The sequence below is a fragment of the Prosthecobacter gellanilyticus genome (assembly GCF_007992435.1).
Classification (GTDB): domain Bacteria; phylum Verrucomicrobiota; class Verrucomicrobiia; order Verrucomicrobiales; family Verrucomicrobiaceae; genus Prosthecobacter; species Prosthecobacter gellanilyticus.
Genome location: NZ_BKAG01000005.1, coordinates 155084 through 177722, shown reverse-complemented (window position 1 = coordinate 177722; position 22639 = coordinate 155084). Strand labels below are relative to the sequence as shown.

At 60.5% G+C, this 22639-nt stretch carries 12 protein-coding genes; all 12 read left to right on the top strand.

The window, feature by feature from the left end; all coding sequences use genetic code 11:
* The first annotated feature begins 25 nt into the window (after positions 1–25).
* The gene (locus tag BGE01nite_RS05540) at positions 26–7414 is read left to right on the top strand and encodes a PQQ-dependent sugar dehydrogenase (protein WP_170266613.1); all 7389 of its coding nucleotides are present in this window, start codon (positions 26–28) and stop codon (positions 7412–7414) included.
* Positions 7415–7553: 139 nt separating this feature from the next.
* A complete protein-coding gene (locus BGE01nite_RS05535) occupies positions 7554–9098 on the top strand; it encodes a cryptochrome/photolyase family protein (RefSeq protein ID WP_146849286.1) in 1545 nt (514 codons plus the stop codon).
* A complete protein-coding gene (locus BGE01nite_RS05530) occupies positions 9095–9565 on the top strand; it encodes a TspO/MBR family protein (protein WP_146849284.1) in 471 nt (156 codons plus the stop codon). The genes BGE01nite_RS05535 and BGE01nite_RS05530 overlap by 4 nt, the downstream gene beginning before the upstream one ends.
* Entirely contained in the window at positions 9562–9807 is a 246-nt protein-coding gene (locus BGE01nite_RS05525) for a DUF3253 domain-containing protein (protein ID WP_146849283.1), read from the top strand. Before BGE01nite_RS05530 ends, BGE01nite_RS05525 begins: the two co-directional genes overlap by 4 nt.
* 74 nt (positions 9808–9881) lie before the next feature.
* Positions 9882–11072, top strand: coding sequence for a glycine C-acetyltransferase (locus BGE01nite_RS05520; RefSeq protein ID WP_174770037.1), 1191 nt, complete (start codon positions 9882–9884; stop codon positions 11070–11072).
* Between the two features lie 6 nt (positions 11073–11078).
* Entirely contained in the window at positions 11079–11561 is a 483-nt protein-coding gene (locus BGE01nite_RS29245) for an asparaginase domain-containing protein (RefSeq protein ID WP_174770036.1), read from the top strand.
* 1 nt (position 11562) lies between these two features.
* Entirely contained in the window at positions 11563–12948 is a 1386-nt protein-coding gene (locus tag BGE01nite_RS05515) for an L-serine ammonia-lyase (protein WP_146849281.1), read from the top strand.
* 22 nt (positions 12949–12970) lie between these two features.
* On the top strand, positions 12971–16321 hold the full coding sequence (locus BGE01nite_RS05510; protein ID WP_170266612.1) for a S41 family peptidase: 3351 nt from the start codon (positions 12971–12973) through the stop codon (positions 16319–16321).
* On the top strand, positions 16318–17211 hold the full coding sequence (locus tag BGE01nite_RS05505; RefSeq protein WP_146849278.1) for a DUF6528 family protein: 894 nt from the start codon (positions 16318–16320) through the stop codon (positions 17209–17211). Before BGE01nite_RS05510 ends, BGE01nite_RS05505 begins: the two co-directional genes overlap by 4 nt.
* Positions 17212–17249: 38 nt before the next feature.
* The gene (locus tag BGE01nite_RS05500; protein ID WP_146849277.1) at positions 17250–18431 is read left to right on the top strand and encodes a metallophosphoesterase family protein; all 1182 of its coding nucleotides are present in this window, start codon (positions 17250–17252) and stop codon (positions 18429–18431) included.
* Between the two features lie 9 nt (positions 18432–18440).
* Positions 18441–19124: a basic secretory protein-like protein gene (locus BGE01nite_RS05495; protein WP_146849275.1), complete on the top strand. Its 684-nt coding sequence runs from the start codon at positions 18441–18443 to the stop codon at positions 19122–19124.
* Positions 19121–22633, top strand: coding sequence for a proline dehydrogenase family protein (locus BGE01nite_RS05490; RefSeq protein WP_146849273.1), 3513 nt, complete (start codon positions 19121–19123; stop codon positions 22631–22633). The genes BGE01nite_RS05495 and BGE01nite_RS05490 overlap by 4 nt, the downstream gene beginning before the upstream one ends.
* The last annotated feature ends 6 nt before the right edge of the window (positions 22634–22639 follow it).

Here is a 22639-nt window from a genome sequence, read left to right as displayed (position 1 = left end):
CCGTCAGCTTTCCCGACCGAACGTCATGCGCACTCTCCGCAGCCTGCTCGCCCTTGCCCTCCTTCCCGTGCTCTCCCCTGCCCAGGACTACGGCATCGCCACGCGGCCTAACTTCACGGCGTACAATGGCGGCACCCTGCCGACGAATCTGCCGGCCTTCTCCGGCTCGTGGTCTGCGGTGCCTGCGTTTCCGAACCTGACTTTCCAAAACATCATGGGGGTGCAGGAGCTGCCCGGGCAGCCTGCCAATGCGCGCAAGCTGGTGGTGTGGGAGCGTGAGGGGCGCATCCACGTGGTGCCACGGCCATCGCTCTCGAATGCGGCGGCGCCTTTCACGGCTACGGAACTGAACAACACGCACAAGACACAGATTCTCGACATCTCGAACCAGTGCCAGGGCTGGGATGATGCGGGGCTGATGAACATCGCCTTTCATCCGGACTTCGCCACAAACGGATACATCTACATTTACTACATGTGGGTCACACCGGGGACGGTGGTCGGAAGTCCCACCACACGGCCGACGAATGGCACGACGCACAAGGACCGTCTGGCGCGCTTCACTTATAATCATGGCACGGGGCAGATCGATCCGGGGTCCGAGCAGGTGATGATCGACCTGATTTCCAACAATTTCTGGCATGCAGGCGGCGGCATGTATTTCCACCCGGCCACGGGGTTCCTGCACATGACGTTTGGGGATGATGTGAACGGCGGAAACACGCAGCAGATCACCAACAACTTCCGCAGCAGCATCATCCGCATCGACGTGAACATGACGGGTGGCAGCGTGAGTCATCCGATCCCGAAACAACCGGTGACGCCTGCGGGCAGCAGCACGGCGAACTATTATATTCCCAACGACAACCCCTTTGTCGGCACGGCGGGGGCGATGGAGGAGATCTTCTGCCTGGGCCTGCGCAGTCCGCACTCAATGACCTATGACGTGCCCAGCGGCCGTGCCTTCATCGGTGATGTGGGCGAGGGCACAAGGGAGGAAGTCAGTGTGGTGGATCCGGGAGAAAGCGCCCTGAACTTCCAGTGGAACCGGATCGAAGGTCTGAACGGCGATCTCACGCAGCCCTACATCGGCGTGAACAAGCGGCCGATCATTGATTACGGCCGCAGTGATGGCACGGCGGTCATCGGCGGGCGCATCTACCGCGCGGGTGAGTTTGGCAGTGATCTGGGCGGCAAGTACATCTTTGGCGACAACGTGAGCGGCAACATGTGGTATCTCGACGAGTCGACCACGCCGAAGAGCAAGGTCTTCCTCTGCACGGTGCCGGAGGGCAATGGCGTGAACAGCGGCAGCGACTACCGCGGCATCTCCTACTTCGGCACGGACAATGACAATGAGTTCTACATCTGCCAGCTCGGCACCACCTCCGCGCAGATCTACAAGCTGCAGCGCGGCGGCGCGCCCGCGCCCACCATGCCCGCCACACTCTCCGCCACGGGTTTGTTCAGCGATGTGCCGAACATCACCCCTTCCAGCAGCTTCATCCCCTATGATGTGAACACGCCGCTCTGGAGTGACAACGCGCACAAGAGCCGCTGGTTTGCCATTCCTACTGGACAAACAATTAGTTACGCCGCCACGGGCAACTACAGCTTCCCGCAGGGCAGCGTGTGGCTGAAGCACTTCGAGCTGCCGGTCGATGACAACAACCCGGCCACTCGCAAGCGACTGGAAACCCGCGTGCTGGTGCGTGACGACCAGGGCGGCGTGTATGGCGTGACTTACAAATGGCGCGCGGATGGCACGGATGCCGACATCGTGAACGGCAGCGAGACGCAGGACATCACCATCAACGGCACTTCTGAGATGGGCTTGAGCCTCACCTCGACGGATATTGGTGCGCAGGTCTTTGACACAGCGACGACGAACATCGGTACGGGATATGAAGTGACCGTGCGCAGCGGTGACATCTGGAACAACAGCGACAACTTCCGCTTCCTGCATGGGCAGAAGACGGGTGACTTCGATGCCAAGGTGCGCATCGAATCTCTCAGCGCCGCGGCGGGCTACACGAAGGCGGGCATCATGGCGCGCAGCACGCTGGATGCGGACTCTCCCCATGTGTATGCCATGGTCTTCCCCAACAATGCGGCGCGCAACAACAACAACGGCGGGCATGAGCTGCAGTATCGTGCCACCGTGGGCGGAGCCAGCGCGGCGACGTATCCGCAGCTTCCGCATCCGCGGGTCAGCTTTCCGAACACTTGGTTACGCCTGAAACGTGAGGGAAACACCTTCATTCACTACTGGTCGGACAATGGCACGACCTGGAAGGAATACGGCCGCCGCACACAGACGATGCCCTCCACGATTTACCTGGGTATGGCCACGACCTCCAACACGACGGGCACAGCCACCACCACGCGCTTTCATTTGAACCTGCAGCGCACCCAGACGTGGTTTTATCCAGGCAAGGCGGACTGCTTGCAGTGCCATCGCCCAGGGTCAGGATTGGTGCTGGGTCAAAACACCGCGCAGAGCAATCGTAACTATGCTTTCGCTGCCGCGCTGAATGGCACAGGATCCACCGTGACGGACAACCAACTGCGTGCCTGGGCTCATGCTGGCTATTTCAACACGCCACCTGCCGAGGGGGACATTCCGAACCTTTCGAAGATGCGGGCGCTGTCTGACACCACAGCTTCTGCCGAGGTAAGGATGAGGTCGTATCTGGATTCCAACTGCTCGCATTGTCATCAGACGACCGGCGGCGGTGTGCATGCGTATTGGGACGGGCGCTATGAGCTCACGCTGGCGCAGACGGGCATCGTCAATGGCTTCGTGGGCAGCACGCTGGGCCTGACAAACACACCGAAGGTGCTGGTGCCGCAGAGCATCGACCGCAGCATCATGCATCACCGCATGGGCACGGCCACGGCCAACCACAAGATGCCGCCGGTGGCAAAGTCCCTGGTGGATCAGGATGCGATGACGGTGCTCGAGCAATGGATCAACGAGGTGGTGCAGCCACCGGGTGATCCGCTGCCATCACCATGGCAGAAGGGTGACATCGGCACGGTCACGGTCGCGGGTGATTCCAGCTACTTCAACGGCACCTACATCGTCAGCGGCAATGGCGCGGACATCGGTGGCACGGCCGACAGCATGCATGCGGCGACGTATCAGCTCATGACCGGTGATGGCGAGCTGGTGGCGCAGGTAAGCTCCATCTCCAACAGCAACGCCAATGCGAAGGCGGGTGTGATGGTGCGCGAGACGCTGGATGCGGGCTCGAAGCATGGCAGCACGCTCATCACGTATGGCAACCAGGCGCTCTTCAACCGGCGCATGACCACCGGCGGCACGACGGTGAGCAACAGCGGAGGCACCCGGACCCTGCCTACCTGGGTGAAGATCCGCCGACGCGGACCCTACATCGAGAGCTTCACCTCCACGGATGGCACCAATTGGTCGCTGATCGGCAGTGATGTCATCTCCATGGCGCCGAGTGTTTACTTCTGCCTCGTGCATAGCAGCGGTGATGGCGCGGTGACAGGGAATGCGACCTTTGACAATGTCAGTGTGTCTCCAGGCATCTTTGGCACGGGCACCACGCTCGCCGTGAACAACAGTGCTGCCAATGCCATCACTTGGGACAGCACGGTCGGCATCACCGGCACCAGCGTGATGAACGGCCCGATCTACTGGTACCAGAATGACACGCTGAACTTCACCAACACCGGCGGAGCGGTGACGCTCACGGGTGCGATGAACATGAACACGGGTGTGCTGAACATCGATGCGACCACGGGCAATTTCAGCCTCACCGGTGGCAGTTTGGCCAGCGGCAGCATCCGTGCGGGCAATGGCGACAGCATCACGATCAGCAGCACGCTGACGGGTGGGGCGCTGGGCTTTGGCGCTCTGGGTGTGGATGCTACGACGGGCAATCTCTACACCGGCATGCTGACGCTGAACACGTCACCAACTCACACGGGCACGACCACGATCAACAGCGGTGTGGTGAATCTCAACGGCAGCAACCTCAGCAGCAGCACGGCCGGCGTGACGGTCAATGGCTCGGGTGTGCGTCTTCCAGCCACGACGGCCTATCCCTACGACAGCGGTTTGTTCCGCGGCGGCATGTTGCAGCTCACCTCAGGCACGGCCACACCACTAGGATCCCAGGCTGTCACGCTCAATGGTGGCGGCATCATGTATCGCAGCAATGCCAATGGCGACCAGACGGCGACAGTGACGAACCTGACGCTCGGCTTGGGTGGTAACAGCCTCGCGGCGGCACCGCAAGGTGGTGCCGCGGGAGACACGCTGGCCATCACGAATCTCACGCGTGCCACGGGTGCCACACTGGAGGCGCGCAGTGCTTTTGGCACGCTGGGCGGCACGGGTGACCTCGGTCGCGTGACGATCACGAATATCAATAGTCTCGCGGCGGCGAACACGAATGGCATCCTCGGTGGCTGGGCCGTCGCGGGTTCGGGCAACGGGGCCAGCCTCAGCAATTCGTTTGCCACGCTGACGGCGAACGGCCTCGCGGCGTCCACGCCAGGCAAGGCCAGCGCTGCCGCGGGCGGCACCTTGAATAACCAGGCCTTCAACACGGCGACGAGCACGGACAACTTCCTGGTGAACAGCAACCAGACCGTGGATGGCAGCACGGTGCCGCTGCTGACAGTGAACTCGATCATCGAGCAGAACGACATCCTTCTGAACAATGGCGCGAAGCTGGTGATCGGCAGCGGTGGTCTCATGCTGCGCAATGCCAGCTTCTGGATGCAGACCAGCGCAGGCGCTGGTGGCAAGCTGACCACGGGCATGACCAGCGGCGAGCTCTTCATTCACACACCACACAATCCAGAGACGTTTACCGACATGCGCATCCGCGTGCGGATTGAAGACAATGGCGCGACACCGCTCGTCCTGGTGAAGAGCGGACCAGGCCGTGTTGCCATCGGTGGTAACACAGGCACTGGCACAGTCACGAATGCCTATACTGGCGGCACGCACGTCAATGAAGGTTTGCTGGTCGTGAATGATGCCAGCGCGCTGGGCACGGGCTCCGCGGCCGTGAGAGCAGGCGGCACGCTGTGGATCGCAGGTGGCATCAACATTGCCAATGCTCTTTCGATCTCCGGTTTCGGTGGCACGAATGCCACGACGGCGGTGCCCTTTGGCGCGTTGCGCTTTGACAACAATGCGGTGGCCTCCGGCACGGTCAGTCTGGTGTCTCATGCGCGGGTCGAGGTGCCCACGGTCTCCACCCTTGGCACCCTGAGCGGTGTCGTGAGCGGTGCGGACAGCAGCCTGGAGAAGACCGGTCCAGGGGCGCTGCTCTTGAGCAATCTCGGCAATACCTTCGGGGGCGACATCATCGTGCAAGCCGGCATCCTGCGTGCGAACGGCCTGGTCGGCACCGGCGCGCCACGCGGCAATCTGGGCAACAACAGCGGCTCGCGCACGATCACCATCAACAGCGGCGCCACGATGGACTGGACCAGCAACAACATCTTCATCGGGGCCGGCGGCAGCGCCAGCAGCCTGCCGCGCATTGTCGTGAATGGCGGCACCATGCAGTCCTCGCGCTTCAACGTCATCGGCCATGTCACTTTGAATGGTGGCGTGCTGACGCAGAATGCCAGCGATACGGGCCAGTATCAGGGTTACCAGATGCTCGGCGACATCACCGTCGGCGGAACCGCGGCGAGCACGATCAGCAGCAGCAACAGCAAGCTCAACCACCTGCGCGGCGCTGGCACGACCACGATCACCGTGGCAGATGCCACGGCGAGCACTGCCGTGGACCTCACGGTGAGCACAGGCTTTGCGGATGGCAGCGGCGATTATCCAGGTGTCAGCAACTTTGTGAAGAGCGGAGCGGGCACCATGCTGATCACGGCGAACAGCACCTTTACCGGTACCAACGCGGTGATGGCGGGCACTGTGCAGCTGGGCAGTGGAGGCGCCACGGGATCTCTCAGCGCAGGCACGTGGACCAACAATGGATCGATCATCGTGAACCGTGACACCTCGGCCACTCTCACCCTTGCAGCCATGACTGGCAGCGGCAGCTACACGCAGGACAATGGCAGCGTGATCTTCAACGCGGTGAACAGCTTCGCCGGACCGACGATCGTCAATGCTGGCACACTGCAGCTCAACGGCGGCGGCGGCAACGGCAGCGTGCGGGGCGTCGTCACCATCAATGCAGGTGCGACGATCCGCAGCAACGCAGTGGATAGTTTTGGTTATACCGCGGGGACCAAGGTGAACACGCTGAATGTCAACGGCGGCACGCTGGATCATGTGAGCGCGAACAACCTCACACTTGCCACGGTGACCATCAACATGAGCGGCGGCACCCTGCAGGCGGTGAGCGGGAACGCCGCGAACATGTTCCACTTCTTCGGCGGCGGCACCACCATCGTCACCAGCGCGGCCGCCACGACCACCAGCAACGTCAGTGGCCGGATCTCGCTCCGGCAGAACAACAGCACCTTCACCGTCAATGATGGTTCGGCTGACACCGACCTCGCGCTCAGCGGTCCGATCACCAACACCGGCGAGGGCAACAACGTCATCATCAAGGCTGGCAGCGGGACCATGAGCCTCGGCGGAACGAACACCTATGTGGGAGCCACCACGATCAATGCGGGCACCTTTGTCCTCAGCGGCAGCCTGATGAGTCATGTCACGACGAACAACACCGCCGTGCTGTCACCTCAAGGCGCGCCGAGCACGACCTCAAACCTCACGCAGACCCCAAGCGCCACGCTGCGCCATCGTTTGAATGGTGCGACAGCGGGCACGGGTTATGACCAGTTCACGGTAGGTGGCACGGTGGCCGTTGCAGGCAATCTGGACATCATCGCGGCACCAGGACTGGCAGCGGGAAGCTTCACGCTGATCAACAAGACGAGTCCGGGCCCCATCAGCGGAACGTTCAGCGGTCTCGCTGAAGGCGCAGTGTTTGCGGAAGATGGCCACACCTTCAAAATCACCTATGCGGGTGGTGATGGAAATGACCTGGTGCTCACCAAGCTGACGCCGATTGAGACATGGCGCTACACCAACTACGGCACCACTGACAACACAGGCCTGGCCAGTGACACCGGTGACAATGATGGCGACGGTGTGCTGAACGTCATGGAATATGCAACACGCATGGATCCGACGAAGGGTGATGCGGTGCCTGCGGCAGCCACGAAGAATGCGAACGAGATCGAGTTTGTCTTCACCTGGAACAAGACCGCCACGGACGTGACGCTCATTGTCGAATGGAGCGACACCCTCGCGTCAGGAAGCTGGAGCACGGCTGGGGTCGGCGCACCTCAGGTGCTCAGTGACCACGGCACGACGCAGCAACTGAAGGTCACTGTGCCAGCTGGAGTAGGTGTGGACAGGCGCTTCGCAAGGCTGCGTGTGGAGAGATAAGGCAGCGCATTGCGGAAGCCTTTTTGGAATGCCGCAGCACAGTCTGGCAGACTGTGCTGCTCAGGATCGCTTCGCTCAGGTCCTGTCTTTGGTGGGAAAGTTGAATCCATACCAGCGGCTCAGACGGTAGTTTCCTGTGATGTTCTCTGTTTCACGTCTCATCCTTGTCCTCGGCGATCAGCTCGATCTTGAATCGGCAGCGTTCGATGGCCTGGATGCGAGCCGGGACGTGGTGTGGATGGCGGAGGTGAAACATGAGTCGACCAAGGTCTGGAGCACGAAGGCGCGCATCGCGGTGTTTCTGGCAGCGATGCGGCACTTTCGTGATGACCTGCGCGCCCGTGGCATCACGGTGGATTACCGGCAGCTCGGCGAGCCCGGTGGCGAAACCTTCGCGGAGCAGCTTCGAAGCGCGATCCGGCGCTTAAAGCCCCAAGGTCTCATCATGGTGGAGGCTGGTGAGTGGAGCGTGGGAAGAGAGATCGAGGAAGTGGCAGCAGAGATGGGAGTGACGCTGGAAGCCAGGACCGACCGGCACTTCCTCTGCTCACGGGAGATGTTTCAGCGCCACGCGGAACGGCGAACCCAATTCCGCATGGAGTTCTTTTACCGCGAGATGCGGCAGCACACGGGTGTGCTGATGGAGGCAGGAAAGCCTGCGGGTGGACAATGGAATTTTGATCACGACAACCGGGGCTCGTTTGGCAAAGAAGGTCCGGGGCTGCGCATACCGCCAAGGCGCTTCACGCCTGATGAGCTAACAAAAAGCGTGATTGCAGATGTGGACGCGCATTTCCCCGGCCATCCGGGATCACTGGTGGAGTTTGACTGGCCGGTGACGGTGGTCCAGGCGCGGGAAGCGCTCCAAGACTTCATCACTCACCGGCTGCCTGAGTTTGGCCGCTATCAGGATGCGATGTGGACGAGCGAGCCATGGCTGTATCATTCCCGGCTCAGTGCGGCGATGAACCTGAAGCTTCTTCATCCGAGTGTGGTCATCGCGGCAGCGGAGCAAGCTTACAAAGATGGCTTGGCACCTCTGGAAGCGGTGGAGGGCTTCATCCGGCAGATCCTCGGCTGGCGGGAGTATGTGCGCGGCATCTACTGGCATTTCATGCCGGGCTACCTCGAGCGAAACGCGATGCATGCAGAGCACGAGCTGCCGGCATTTTACTGGACGGGTGAGACGGACATGCAGTGCCTCCGGGATGTCATCACGCAGACGCTGCGCCTTGGCTATGCGCATCATATTCAGCGCCTGATGGTGACCGGACTCTTTGCGTTGCTCTATGGCGTGCAGCCGCGCCGGGTACACGAGTGGTACCTCGCCGTCTATGTGGATGCCGTGGAGTGGGTGGAGCTGCCGAATACGCTGGGGATGTCCCAGTATGGGGATGGCGGCGTGATGGCCAGCAAGCCTTATGTGGCGAGCGGAAAGTACATCCAGCGAATGAGCAACTACTGCCAGGGCTGCCGGTATGATCCTGCCCAGAGCACCGGACCACGTGCATGTCCGTTCACCACCCTCTACTGGGACTATCTGCTCCAGCATGAACCGGTGCTGCGGCGGAACCAGCGAATGGGAATGCAGCTCAAAAACCTTTCACGCCTCTCCGCAGGAGACCGGGAAGCCATCCAGAAGCAGGCAGCCTCTTTCCGGGCGGCGTGCGATTCCTCCACATGAAGACACGCTCAGCCTCCCAACAAACTTTCGGATTGCTCGGATGGATCGCTCTGACCGCCCTCGCCCCAGCTGCGGGTGCTTTTTGGATGCCTGGCGCCTGGTATGCGTCCCTGGCGAAACCTGAGTGGAATCCACCGAACTGGATCTTTGGGCCAGTGTGGTCGGCGCTCTATCTTTGCATGGCAGTAGCGGCCTGGCTTGTCTGGCGCAAAGGCGGCCAGGGGCATGCGCTGAAGCTGTATGTCATACAACTGGCGCTGAATGCGGCCTGGACGCCGGTGTTCTTCGGTGCCCATCAACTCGGTGCGGCGCTGATCGTGATCCTCTCCATGTGGCTGGCCATTCTTTTGACGCTGCGTGCCTTCTGGCGTGTCTCGACGCCTGCGGGCCTGCTTTTCGTACCTTACCTTGCCTGGGTGAGTTTTGCCTCCTTCCTGAACTTCACGCTTTGGCGGATGAACCCATGAGCGAGGCCTCCGATATCCGTCGCACCTTCCTCGAATTCGCTGCGGCGCGCAGTGACGGAGCCACCTTTTGTCCGTCGGAAGTGGCGAGGAAGCTGAGCAAGGACTGGCGGCCTTTGATGCCCAAGGTGCGGGACGTCGCGGCACAGCTGATAGAGGACGGGAAACTGGTCTGCACGCAGCGTGGAAAGCCTGCGCATCCCCTGAAAACGAGCGGTGCGATACGGCTGGCGAGACCTGGTTAGGCCCGAATGACCGGCAACCTTTAAAAAAGAATAGTTGCCAAGATAAAGGATGTGCGTCCAGTATATTGGCAACCATGAACCCGGCCTTTACCAACCATCTCGCGGACCAGCTCGAGGCGATCCGCGCCGCAGGCACCTACAAGCGTGAGCGCGTGCTCTCCACGCCGCAGGGCACGCTGGTGCGCGCGAATGGCGGCGCGGCGGTGCTGAACCTGTGCGCGAACAACTACCTCGGTCTGGCCCAGCATCCAAAGGTGCGGCAGGCGGCGCATGAGGCGCTGGAGCACTGGGGCTATGGACTGGCCAGTGTGCGCTTCATCTGCGGCACGCAAGGAGTGCACAAGGAGCTGGAGGCTTCGCTGACGGAGTTTTTAGGGACAGAAGACACGATCCTGTATGGCTCATGCTTTGATGCCAATGGCGGACTGTTTGAAACCATCCTCGGGCCTGAGGATGCGATCATCAGTGATGAGCTGAATCATGCCTCGATCATCGATGGCGTACGCCTGTGCAAGGCGCAGCGGTATCGCTACAAGAACTGTGACATGGCGGATCTGGAAGCGCAGTTGATCGCTGCCGATGCCAAGGGTGCGCGCTTCAAGCTGATCGCCACGGATGGAGTGTTTTCCATGGACGGTTTCATCGCGCCGCTGAAGGCCATCTGTGATCTGGCGGACAAGTATCAGGCGCTGGTGATGGTGGATGATTCACACGCCGTGGGCTTCATGGGCGCGCATGGCCGTGGCACGCATGAGCATTGCGAGGTCATGGGCCGCATCGACATCCTCACAGGCACACTGGGCAAGGCGCTGGGCGGTGCGAGTGGTGGCTACACCAGCGGGAAGAAAGAGATCGTGGAGCTGCTGAGGCAGCGCTCGCGGCCTTATTTGTTCAGCAACACGCTTTGTCCGAGCATCGCGGGCGCATCCATCGCGGCGCTGAATCTGCTAACGCACTCGACGAAGCTGCGTGACACGCTGGAGGCGAACACGCGCATTTTCCGCCAGGAGATGACGGAGGCAGGTTTCAATATCGTACCGGGGGTGCATCCCATCGTGCCGATCATGCTGGGGGATGCGGCATTGGCCTCCAAGTTCGCGGACGAGATGCTGCAGCGCGGTGTGTACGTCATCGGCTTCAGCTACCCGGTGGTGCCGCAGGGCAAGGCGCGCATCCGCACGCAGATCAGCGCGGCACACACACGTGGTGATTTGGAGATGGCCGTGAATGCCTTCGTTGAGGTAAAGAAGATGCTCGGAGTTTAAAACCTCATGAAAATCCACTTCATCGCCACCGGCGGCACGATCGACAAAGTCTACTTCGATGCGAAGAGCGAGTATCACATCGGCTCGCCACAGGTCCTGGAAGTGTTGAAGGAGGCGGGCGTTGCCTTTGAGTATGAGATCGAGCCGGTGCTGGCGAAGGACAGCCTGGAGATGACCGACGCGGACCGGCAGACGATCCGCGAGCGTGTGCTGGCAAGTCCTTGCGAGCGCATCGTGATCACGCATGGCACGGACACGATGGCAGACACAGGTCGCCTGCTCTGTGATGTGCCGGGCAAGACCATCGTGCTGACGGGAGCCATGCAGCCGGCGCGCTTTCGCAGCACGGATGCGACTTTTAACATCGGCATGGCCATCGGCGCGGTCTCATCTCTGCCGCCAGGGGTGTATCTCTCCATGAACGGCCGCCTCTTTGATCCTAGGAAGGTGCGCAAGAACCGCGACAAACAGTGTTTCGAGGAAGTATAACATGGCCGCCAGCATCAGCACACTGGACCTCTTCACGATCGGCATCGGGCCTTCGAGCTCCCACACCGTGGGGCCGATGCGTGCGGGGAACCGGTTTGTCGCGCGGTTGAACGAAGCGGGTGTCTTTGACAAGACTGCGCGCGTGGAGGCGCATCTGTATGGATCACTGGCACTGACGGGCAAAGGTCATGGCACGGACAAGGCGGTGCTGCTGGGACTGGAAGGCGAGACGCCGGAAGGTGTGGATGTGGACGCGGTGCCAACGAAGATCGAAGCGATCCGAACGCAGCAGCGTTTAATGTTAGGCGGCACACGTGAGGTGCCGTTTCATGAGAAAGAGGATCTGGTGTTTCACCGGCTGGAGTCGCTGCCGGAGCATCCGAACGGCATGCGATTCATCGCACGGGATGCGGATGGGAATGAACTGCTGAGCCGAGTTTATTACTCCATCGGCGGCGGTTTTGTGGTGAATGAGGAGACGGCGAAGCTGGATGCCCTGAGCACGAAGCCGCGCGAGCTTCCCTACCCTTATCAGATGGGAGATGATCTGCTGCGGCTGGGCCGTGAAACAGGGCTGAGTGTGAGCGAGATGACTTTGAAGAATGAGTCAGCGTGGAGACCCGAAGCGGAAACACGCGCGGCTCTGCTGAAGGTGTGGAAGGCCATGCATGCCTGTGTGGAGCGCGGCTGCCAGAGTGAAGGCATTCTTCCTGGTGGATTGAAGGTGGAGAGACGTGCGCCGAAGATTCATCGTGAACTGAGCGCGAATCCTGAAGCTGGGCTGCGTGATCCACTGACCGTGCTAGACTGGGTCAGCCTGTGGGCGATGGCGGTGAATGAGGAGAATGCGGCCGGCGGTCGTGTGGTCACGGCCCCGACGAATGGCGCGGCGGGGATCATCCCGGCGGTGCTGCACTACTTTGTGCGCGTGCATGGCGGCGCGGATGATGACCGCATCGTGCGCTTTCTGCTCACCGCTGGCGCGATTGGCATGATCTACAAACTCAATGCTTCCATCTCGGGTGCTGAGGTGGGCTGCCAGGGTGAGGTCGGCGTGGCCTGCTCCATGGCGGCAGGCGCTTTATGCGAGGCGCTGGGTGGCACAGTGCCGCAGGTGGAGAACGCGGCGGAGATCGGCATGGAGCACAATCTGGGGCTCACCTGTGATCCCATCGGCGGGCTGGTGCAGGTGCCGTGCATCGAACGCAATGCCATGGGCGCGGTGAAGGCTATCAATGCGGCGCGGCTGGCGCTGCGTGGCGATGGCACGCACCGGGTCTCACTGGACAAGGTGATCAAGACCATGCGCCAGACCGGCGCTGACATGAGCACGAAATACAAAGAAACGTCACGCGGTGGTCTCGCGGTGAACGTGACTGAATGTTGAGACCGTTATGATACTCCCAACCATGTCCTCACGTCTTCTCGCACCCCTGTTTGTTTGCACAGGCCTCCTCGTTCATGCCGAGCCTGTGAAGCTGGCTCACGAGCCTGCCTTGTCACCGGATGGCAAGACCATCGCCTTCGGCTGGAATGGGGATATCTGGAGCGCACCCACTGAAGGAGGAAGGGCGACACGGCTCACCTCACATTCCGCGCTGGAGTCAGGCGCGGCCTTCTCGCCCGATGGCAAGCAGATTGCCTTCAACAGCGAACGCGAGGGCAGCAAGCTGCTTTACACAATGCCTGTGAATGGTGGCGAACCGAAGCAGCTCACCTGGCACACGGACGGCTGCGATGTGCGTGAGTGGACTCCAGATGGGACGGGGCTGGTGGTGGGCCTTTCGCGGGACTTCTCCTGGGGACGTGAATCACGCACGGCACGCATCGCGATCATCGATGCGAATGAGCGGAAGGCTGAGAACGTTCTCTTTGATGACTATGGCACGGATGCGGTGCTCTCACCCGACGGGAAGAAAGTGCTCTTCATGCGTGAGGGCTCCGAAAGCTGGTGGCGGCAGGGTTACAAGGGTGCGCGTGCCGGGCAGATCTGGCTCTTCAACCGCGAGGAGAAGAGCTTTACGCAGATCATCAGTGATGAAAGTGAGAACCGCTGGCCGCTGTGGAAGCCTGACGGCCAGGGTTTTTATTTTGTGAAGAACGGCAACCTTTGGGAGCGCGGCCTAACCAACGGCAAGGGCACACAGATCACGCACTTCAAAGATGACTTAGTGGTGTTCCCAGCGATCTCACGCGATGGCAAGACGCTGGTGTTCCGGGTGCGCTTTGACCTGTATCAATGGCATCCCGGCGACAAGGAACCGCTGAAGATCGAGATCGATGCGGCGACGGATGTGGAGCAGGAGACGACACGCGTGGTGCTGGAGAAGGCCACGGACATCAGCTACACGCAGGACGGTCTGCAGATGGCTTTTGTCTCAGGTGGTGATGTGTGGGTGATGGACACGGAGCTGAAGGAGCCACGCCAGATCACGCACACGGGCGAGGAGGAGCGCGAGCCGGTGTTTGCGCCGGATGGGAAATCGCTCGTCTTCATCAGTGATGCGCAGGGACAGACAGATATTTGGAAAGCAGTGCCGGATGACCGCAAGAAGGCCTGGTTTGAGAACACCATTTTCACGCTGACGAAGGTCACGGATGATCCGGAAGCGGATGAGCGGCCGAAGTTCACGCCGGATGGCAAGAAGCTGGCCTGGCTGCGTGAGCGCGGAGATCTGATGGTGGCGGATGCAGACGGCAAGAATGCGAAGCGCATCATCGAGTCATGGAATCCAGTGAGCATCTCGTTTTCGCCGGATGGGGCATGGATCGCTTACTCGCAGGAGGATGAGTGGTTCAATGATGACATCTGGCTGATGCCGCTGGATGGCTCGAAACCTCCCTTCAACCTCTCACGGCATCCGAACAATGACTCGCGTCCGGTGTGGTCGCCGGATGGGAAGATGATCGCGTGGACAGGGCAGCGTGAGATCGACGAGGTGGATGTGTTTTATGTGAACCTGCTGGCTCAAGACGATGAGAAAACGAAGCGCCAGCGCACGCTGGTGAAGGCGCGCGAGAAGATCGCGAAGGGCTCCAAGCCTTCTCTACCAACCAAAAGCGTGACTGTGACCAGGAAGGCCGAGCCGAAGCAGGAAGACAAGCCTGCTGAACCTGCGGCGGCACCCAAAGCGGATGAACCGAAGGCCGGGGAACCCAAGACGGAGGAGAAGAAACAGGAAGAGAAGAAGCCTGAGGTCGCGGCCAAGCCGGAAGCACCGAAGCCCCCTGAGAAGAAGCCGCTGACGATCGATTTTGAAGGCATTCATGATCGCATCCACCGGATCAAGATCGCTGACACCCGGGAGAACTCGCTGGTGTGGTCACCAGACTCCAAGAAGCTGGCTTTCCAATCGCAGGTCGAGGAGAAGAAGGTCACGCGCACGGTGGAGTTTCCAGATGATCTGAAGCCGAAGCAGGTCGGAACAGCCGTGCTGACGAACACGGTGTGGATCAAGGGTGATGATGTGCTGGCAGGACTGCTCGACGGCAAGCCGGCGACGATCTCCGCGAAGACTGGTGAGCTGAAGACGATGAGCTTCCGGGCGCAGCAGGCTTATTCACGCGCGGACAAACAACGCGCGGTCTTTGACCAATGCTGGCAGGTCATGCGTGACCAGTTTTACGATGAGAAACACGGCAATCGTGACTGGAACGCGGTAAGGGCGAAGTATCGCGACATGGCGGCTGAAGCGCCTGCGATGAGCGGCGTGACGGAGTGCGTGTGGCTGATGCTAGGCGAGCTGAATGGATCCCATCTCGGGTTCACGATGAACTCGACCACCCCGCCTACGAGCGGCTGGCGTGAGGAGACGGCACATCTGGGGCTGCGCTTTGATCCGACCTTTGAAGGGCCGGGATGGAAGGTGCGGCATGTGATTCCCAAAAGCCCGGCGACGCGGCAGGAGAGCCGCATTGGCGCGGGTGAGATTGTTTTGAAAGTGGATGGCCTGGAAGTGAGTCCGACGATGGACATGAGCAAGGTGCTCAATGGACCGATCGAGCGTGACATCCTGCTGCGCGTGAAGAGCGGGGAGATCGAGCGTGATGTGACACTGCGTCCGATCACGTATCTGACAGCACGTCGTCTGCTCTATGATGGGTGGATTGAGGACAACCGCGCGGCGGTGGAGAAGACCTCCAATGGCACGCTAGGGTATCTGCACATCAGCGCGATGGATGATGCGAGCTTCCAGAAGTTCCAGGAGGAGCTTTATCATGCGGGAGCTGGCAAGGATGGCCTCATCATCGATGTGCGTGAGAATGGAGGTGGATCCACCACGGATCATCTGCTGACAGCGCTGATGCAGCCGCGGCATGCGATCGCCCTTCCACGTGGCAGCAGCACACCGGGCTATCCGCAGGACCGCATGATCTATGCGACGTGGCAGAAGCCGATCGTGGTGCTGTGCAACCAGAACAGCTATAGCAATGCGGAGGTCTTCAGCCATGCGATCAAGACGCTGAAGCGCGGGAAGATCGTGGGAGTGCAGACGGCGGGTGGTGTGATCAGCACGGGGGCGACCACGATCATGGATGTGGGCACGCTGCGGCTGCCTTTTCGCGGCTGGTATGTGCTTTCAGATGGCCAGGACATGGAACTGAATGGCGCGAGACCGGACTACGTGGTGTGGCCACAGCCGGGAGATCCGACGGATCACCAGCTCAACAAGGCGGTGGAGGTGTTGAAGCAGGATGTGACGGCGTGGAAGAAGCGGCCACAGCCGAAACTCATCAAAGCCACCGAACGCCAGCCATGAAGAATCTCTTGTTATTCGCGCTGCTGACCAGCGCACAGGCTGCCGAGCCTGCACCTCATTCCCTCATGCTTTGTGGCATGGGGGAGGTCTTCGTGATCGATGCTGATGCTGCGGAGAAGGGTAGCTTTGAGAAGCTTTGGAGCTGGAAGGCAAAGGATCGCGAGGATTTGCCGGAGGCTCAACGCAAGCGATTCGGCACGACGGATGACTGCAAGCCGGTGGATGGCGGGAAGAAGGTGCTCATTTCTTCTTCTGGCAGTGGCTGCGCGCTGGTGGAGCATCCATCGGGAAAGGTGCTCTGGCATGGACATGTGACGAGTGCGCACTCCCTGGAGCTGCTGCCGCGCGAACGCGTGGTAGTGGCGGGATCCACCGGAGGAACGGGCAACAAGCTGGTGGTCTTTGACATCGCGAGGTCTGATGAACCTGTGTATGAGACGCCGCTGCCATCCGGGCATGGGGTAGTGTGGGATGAAGCTAGGAAGTGCCTGTGGGCGCTCGGCTTCAAAGAGCTGCGCCGCTATGAGCTGAAGGACTGGGAGAGTGACAAGCCATCGCTCCTGATGCAGACAAGTCATGAGCTTCCGGATGAGGATGGGCATGAGCTGCAGGCGATGCCGAGTGGTACTGATTTGATCGTGAGCACTCACAGCCATGTGTATCTGTTTGATCGCGACAAGGCGGCTTTCCGTCTGCATCCGGAACTGGGTGACAAGGGCCTGGTGAAGTGCGTGAACGTACATCCGGTCACCGGAAGGACCGTCTTTATCCAGGCGAGCGACAAAGCTTGGTGGAGCGGCAGCATTCACCTCCTGGCACCTGCGGGCGAGATCAATCCGCCTAACGAACGACTTTACAAGGCGCGCTGGTTTCCGGCGTCTCCTGAGTGACGCGAACTGCGCCTCTTTATTTTCCAACCCACCCAACCATGAATCGTCGCCATTTTTTCACCCAGGCCGCGCTGGGGACCGCTATCTCTGCACAAGCACAAAACGCTTCTCCTAGCGCTGCTGAACCTACGACACTGGTGATCACGCCACCGGTGGTGATGGCACCACGCACAGATGGCGTGGAAATCGTGTGGGGCATCTCGCGGCATGCACGTGGGTGGGTGGAACTGAAGATGGCGGGTGAGGTGAAGAAGGTCGGCGGGACTGAGTTTGGCTTCTCCACACAAGGTGAGAAGGCGCTGCGAGTGCGGCTGGATGGCCTCAAGGCTGGAGCGACTTTCACTTATCGCACAGTAACCGAGGCGATGGGTGAGCCGCCGGCGAAGGAGGAGAGTGCATGGCGTGAGTTTCGCACGCTGGATACGACGGCGAAGGAGACGCGCTTTGCGGTGTGGAATGACACGCATGTCAACAACACGACGATCGCCCAACTGCATGAGAAGACTCCGGCGAAGGTAGATTTCCTGCTGTGGAATGGCGACATCTGCAATGACTGGCACAAGGACGAGACGCTGGTGCCCACCTTGCTGCATCCGGCAGGCACGGACTTCACCGCGCAGCGGCCGCTGGCTTTTGTGTGGGGAAACCATGATCTGCGCGGAGCGTACGGTTATCGCCTACCCAACTATGTGGCAGCTCCAACGGGGCGGTCCTACTATGCCTTCCGCAGCGGGCCGGTGGCGTTTGTGTGTCTGAACACGGGTGAGGACAAGGCGGACGATCATCCGACCTTTAAAGGCCGGGTGGCTTGTGAACCGCTGCGCCGGGAGCAGGCGGAGTGGATGCGTGAGCATGTGCTGAAGACCCCTGAGTTAAGGGATGCACCCTATCGTGTGGTATTTTGCCATATCCCTCTGCGCTGGAAGGTCGAAGATGAGGTGGGCCGGGAGTATGACTCCTTCAGCCGTCGCAGTCGCGAACTCTGGCATGAGGCGCTGGTCGCCTGGGGCGCACAGGTGGTGATCTCCGGTCATATGCATGAGACGCACTGGGCGGAAGGCACGAAGGAGTTCCCATATGCGCAGCTCGTGGGTGGTGGCCCGAAACCGGAGGCGGCCACCTATATGGAGGCGCATGCAGATGCGACCCAGCTGCAGATCACGATGAAGAACCTCGCGGGTGAGGTGGTGCATCAGCCCGTGTTCAAACCTCTTGTTTAAGACCAAGCCATGACTTCACACACACTTTCATTCATTGCCCTGTTCTTTATCTGCGTGCTGACAAGCAGCAGCGCCCAGGGGAACGCACGTTCCTTGGTCAAGATCAGCGCTGGTGACGCCACGGCATTGGTCGATACCAACGACGCGCCGGATCTGAAGGAGTGGGGAAACAAGGCGGGAACGCTTTGTGTGGAATGGTTTCCGAAGATCGCGAAACTGCTGCCTTCAGAGGGATTCACCGCGCCTAACCAAGTCACGATCTATTTTGATCCGAAGATGAAGGGGGTGGCGCATGCGCTGGGCGGCAAAATCACCATCTCGGCCGGTTTTGTGCGGGGACACCCGGATGACTGGGGCATGGTGGTGCATGAGCTGACGCATGTGGTTCAGTCATATCCACCCGGAGGACCGGGATGGTTGGTGGAGGGCATCGCGGATTATATCCGCATCGTGCATTTTGAGCCGCAGGCACCGAGACCGAAGATCGATCCCATCAAAGCCAGTTACAAGGATGCTTACAAGACGACGGCGATGTTTCTAGAGTGGGTGGAGAAGCAGCATGGCGCGGACTTTGTGGTCAAAATGAATGCCGCGCTGCGGAAGGATGCCTACAAGGACGCGCTGTGGAGCGAACTCACCGGCAAGAACGTGGATGAGCTGTGGTCTGCGTTTGTCAAAACCCTGACGCCATGAACACGACACTGATCAAACAAGCAGTCGAGCTGGCGAAGAAGCTGCAGCTTCGTGCCACGGAGCTGCAAACACCCGCGGAAAAGCGCCAGCAAGCGGAGCTGGACCGCATGCTGCAGACGCCGTCTGACAAGGCCACGCTGGTGCAACTGACCGACCAAGCCTTCCGCCCGAAGACGGCGGCACGGGTGGCGGACCAGTTCACACACATTCTAGATGTGCAGGGAGTGCCGCGATTTTTCAGTCCGCTGGATCGCGCGATGCTGCGAGGGTTTCAAACCTTTGGCGGGTGGCTGCCGGGAGTGTCTGTGCCCATGGTGAAGGGACACATGCAGCAGGAGACGGCGAATGTGATCCTGCCTGCGGAGCCTGAGGTGCTGGGTGAGCACTTGCGGCACCGCACCGAACAAGGAGTGCGGATGAATGTGAACTTTCTCGGTGAGGCGATCCTCAGCGAGGCGGAGGCGGAGCGCAGGCTGGAGCTGTATCTGGAAGCGCTGCAGATGCCGGAGACGGAGGTGTTTTCCGTGAAGATCTCCACGCTGTATTCGCAGATGTCACCGATCGCGCGTGAGCACACGATTTCGACTCTGTGTGACCGGCTGGAGAGGCTGTATCGCAGCGCGGCACGTGCGACGTTTGTGCGCGCTGATGCCACGCGGGTGCCGAAGTTCATCTACCTGGACATGGAGGAGTATCGTGACCTCAGCCTGACGTGCGAGGTTTTTATGCGCACGCTGGAGAGGAAGGGGCTGGAGAAGATGAACGCGGGCATCGTGCTGCAGGCTTACATTCCGGATTCGTATCTTTGGCAGCAGCGGCTGCATGAATGGGCACGCGAGCGTGTGGCGAGCGGTGGGGCGGATATCACGATGCGCATCGTGAAAGGTGCGAACATGGAGATGGAGCGGTTTGAAGCGTCCGTGAAGGGCTGGCCGCAGGCACCGTATGACAACAAGCTGGACACGGATGCGAACTTCAAGCGCATGCTGCATGAAGGGATGCGGGCGGAGAACCTAGCGGTGGTGAAGCTGGGCATCGCTTCGCATAATTTGTTCGACGTGGCGTATGCGCTGGCGCTGGTGCGCGAGACGCACGCGATGGAGAGGGTGCAGTTTGAGATGCTGGAAGGCATGGCGAACCATCAGCGGCGTGCACTGTTTGAGGAAGCGCCGCATCTGCTGCTGTATGCACCGGTTTGTCATAAGCAGCACTTCCTCAGCGCGATCGGCTATCTCATCCGCCGGCTCGATGAAAACACGGGGCCGGAGAATTTTCTGCGGCACACGTTCAAGCTGGTGCCGGGGAGCGAGCAGTGGTTGCAACTGGAAGAGTGCTTTCGCGCCTCCTTTGCGAGGCTGGAGGCCCTAAGCAATGCTGCGCGCCGCACACAGGATCGTCGAAGTGAATCCAATGTGCATGACCAGGTGAAGCATGGCTGGGCTCGCTTTGAGAATGAGCCGGACACGGACTGGTCACTCCCGCAGAATGCGGAGTGGGCCAAGGGTGTGATTGCGAAATGGGAGCAGTGCTATGTGGAGGTGCCGCTGGTGGTCGACGGTGGAGAAGTGGGCAACAACCACAGCACGCGTGATTGCATGGATCCCTCGAATCCTAACGTGCTGGTGGGGCGCTACAGGCTGGCGCAGAGCGGAGACATCACTCATGCGGTGGAATGCGCGGCGCGCGATGAGGATGGATGGCGTGCGATGACGGCACGGCAGAGGCAGGTGATCTTGAAGAAGGTCGCGGAAGAGCTGCGCAAGGCACGCATGGATCTGATGGGCTCGGCGCTGGCGAACTGCGGGAAGACGCTGATGGAGTCTGATCCGGAGGTGAGCGAGGCAGTGGACTTTGTGGAGTTTTACGCAGACACAGCTCGCTCGTTCTTTGAGCTGCCAAATGTCACGGCAACGGGCAAAGGCGTGGTGGTGGTGGTCTCGCCATGGAATTTCCCGATCGCCATTCCCTGTGGTGGAGTGGCTGCGGCGCTGGCCGCTGGAAACACGGTAATCTTGAAACCGGCTTCTGATGCGGTGCTGCCGGCGTGGGAGTTCTGCCAGTGCTTCTGGCGCGGTGGTGTGTCGAGGAAGACGCTGCAATTTGTGCCATGCTCCGGGGGCAAGGAAGGTGCGCAACTGGTGCAGCATCCAGCGGTGAGCGCGGTGATTCTGACGGGAGGCACGGAGACGGCGCTGACGATGCTGCGCGCCAAACCGGATCTGCCTTTGAGTGCGGAGACGGGTGGGAAGAATGCAACGATCGTCACAGCGATGTCGGATCGTGATCAGGCGATCAAGAATGTGCTGCACTCGGCCTTCAGTCATGCGGGGCAGAAGTGCTCCGCGACCTCACTGCTGCTGCTGGAAGCGGAGGTTTATGATGATCCAGAGTTCAGGCGCACTTTCGTCGAAGCGGCGGAGAGCCTGACGGTGGGCTCGGCCTGGGATCTGACGACGAAGATGGGGCCGCTGATCAAAGCACCCTCCGGTGATCTGGAGAATGCGCTGCTGACTCTGGAGGATGGTGAGTCGTGGGCGCTGATGCCGCGCAAGCTGAACAAGAATGACTGCCTGTGGTCACCGGGCATCAAGTGGGGTGTGAAGCGCGGAAGCTACACGCATCTCACGGAGTTTTTCGGGCCTGTGCTGGGCGTGATGCGATTTGAGAAGCTGCATGAGGCGATCGCGATGGTGAACCAGACGGGCTTTGGCCTAACCAGTGGTCTGGAAAGTCTGGATGACCGCGAGCAGGTGGAGTGGAGGGCGGGCATCCGCGCGGGGAATCTGTACATCAACCGAAGCACGGTGGGTGCGATCGTGCTGCGGCAGCCGTTTGGCGGCATGAACAAGAGCGCATTCGGGCCAGGCCTAAAAGCAGGCGGGCCGAACTATGTGGCGCAGTTCATGAGTTTCGCGGAGGAAGAAAAGGAGGACGGAAAGGATGCGGGCATCAGCGAGGCGATGATGTGGTATCGACAGGTATGGGAAGAGGAGTTCTCCAAGGAACATGATCATTTCGCTCTCGTTGGTCAGGACAACCTGAGGAGGTATCTGCCAATCAAGGAGCTGCGCATCCGGCTGCATGAACGGGACACGGCCTTTGACCTCTTCGCGAGAGTGGCGGCAGCGCGCACGGCGAGATGCCGCATCACGGTGAGCATGCCGCATGATTTCAGTTCTGAGGCACTGACGAGGCTTCAAGAGACCACGGACCACTGGGCGGCTGCGATTGAGTTCATGGAAGAGAGTGATGAAGAGCTGGCCCAAGCCATCACCCAGCATGAAACGGATCGTGTGCGCTATGCGGCGGTGGATCGTGTGCCGCTGGTGGTGCGGAAGGCGGCGGCGGAAGCGCAGGTCTACATCGCGGATGCGCCGGTGCTGGCGGAGGGGCGCATTGAGCTGCTCTGGTATGTGCAGGAGCAGAGTGTGAGCTTTGATTATCATCGCTACGGCAACCTCGGCGCGCGTGCGGGTGAGAAGCGGGCACCGCTGAAGCAGCCTGAATGACGTCTT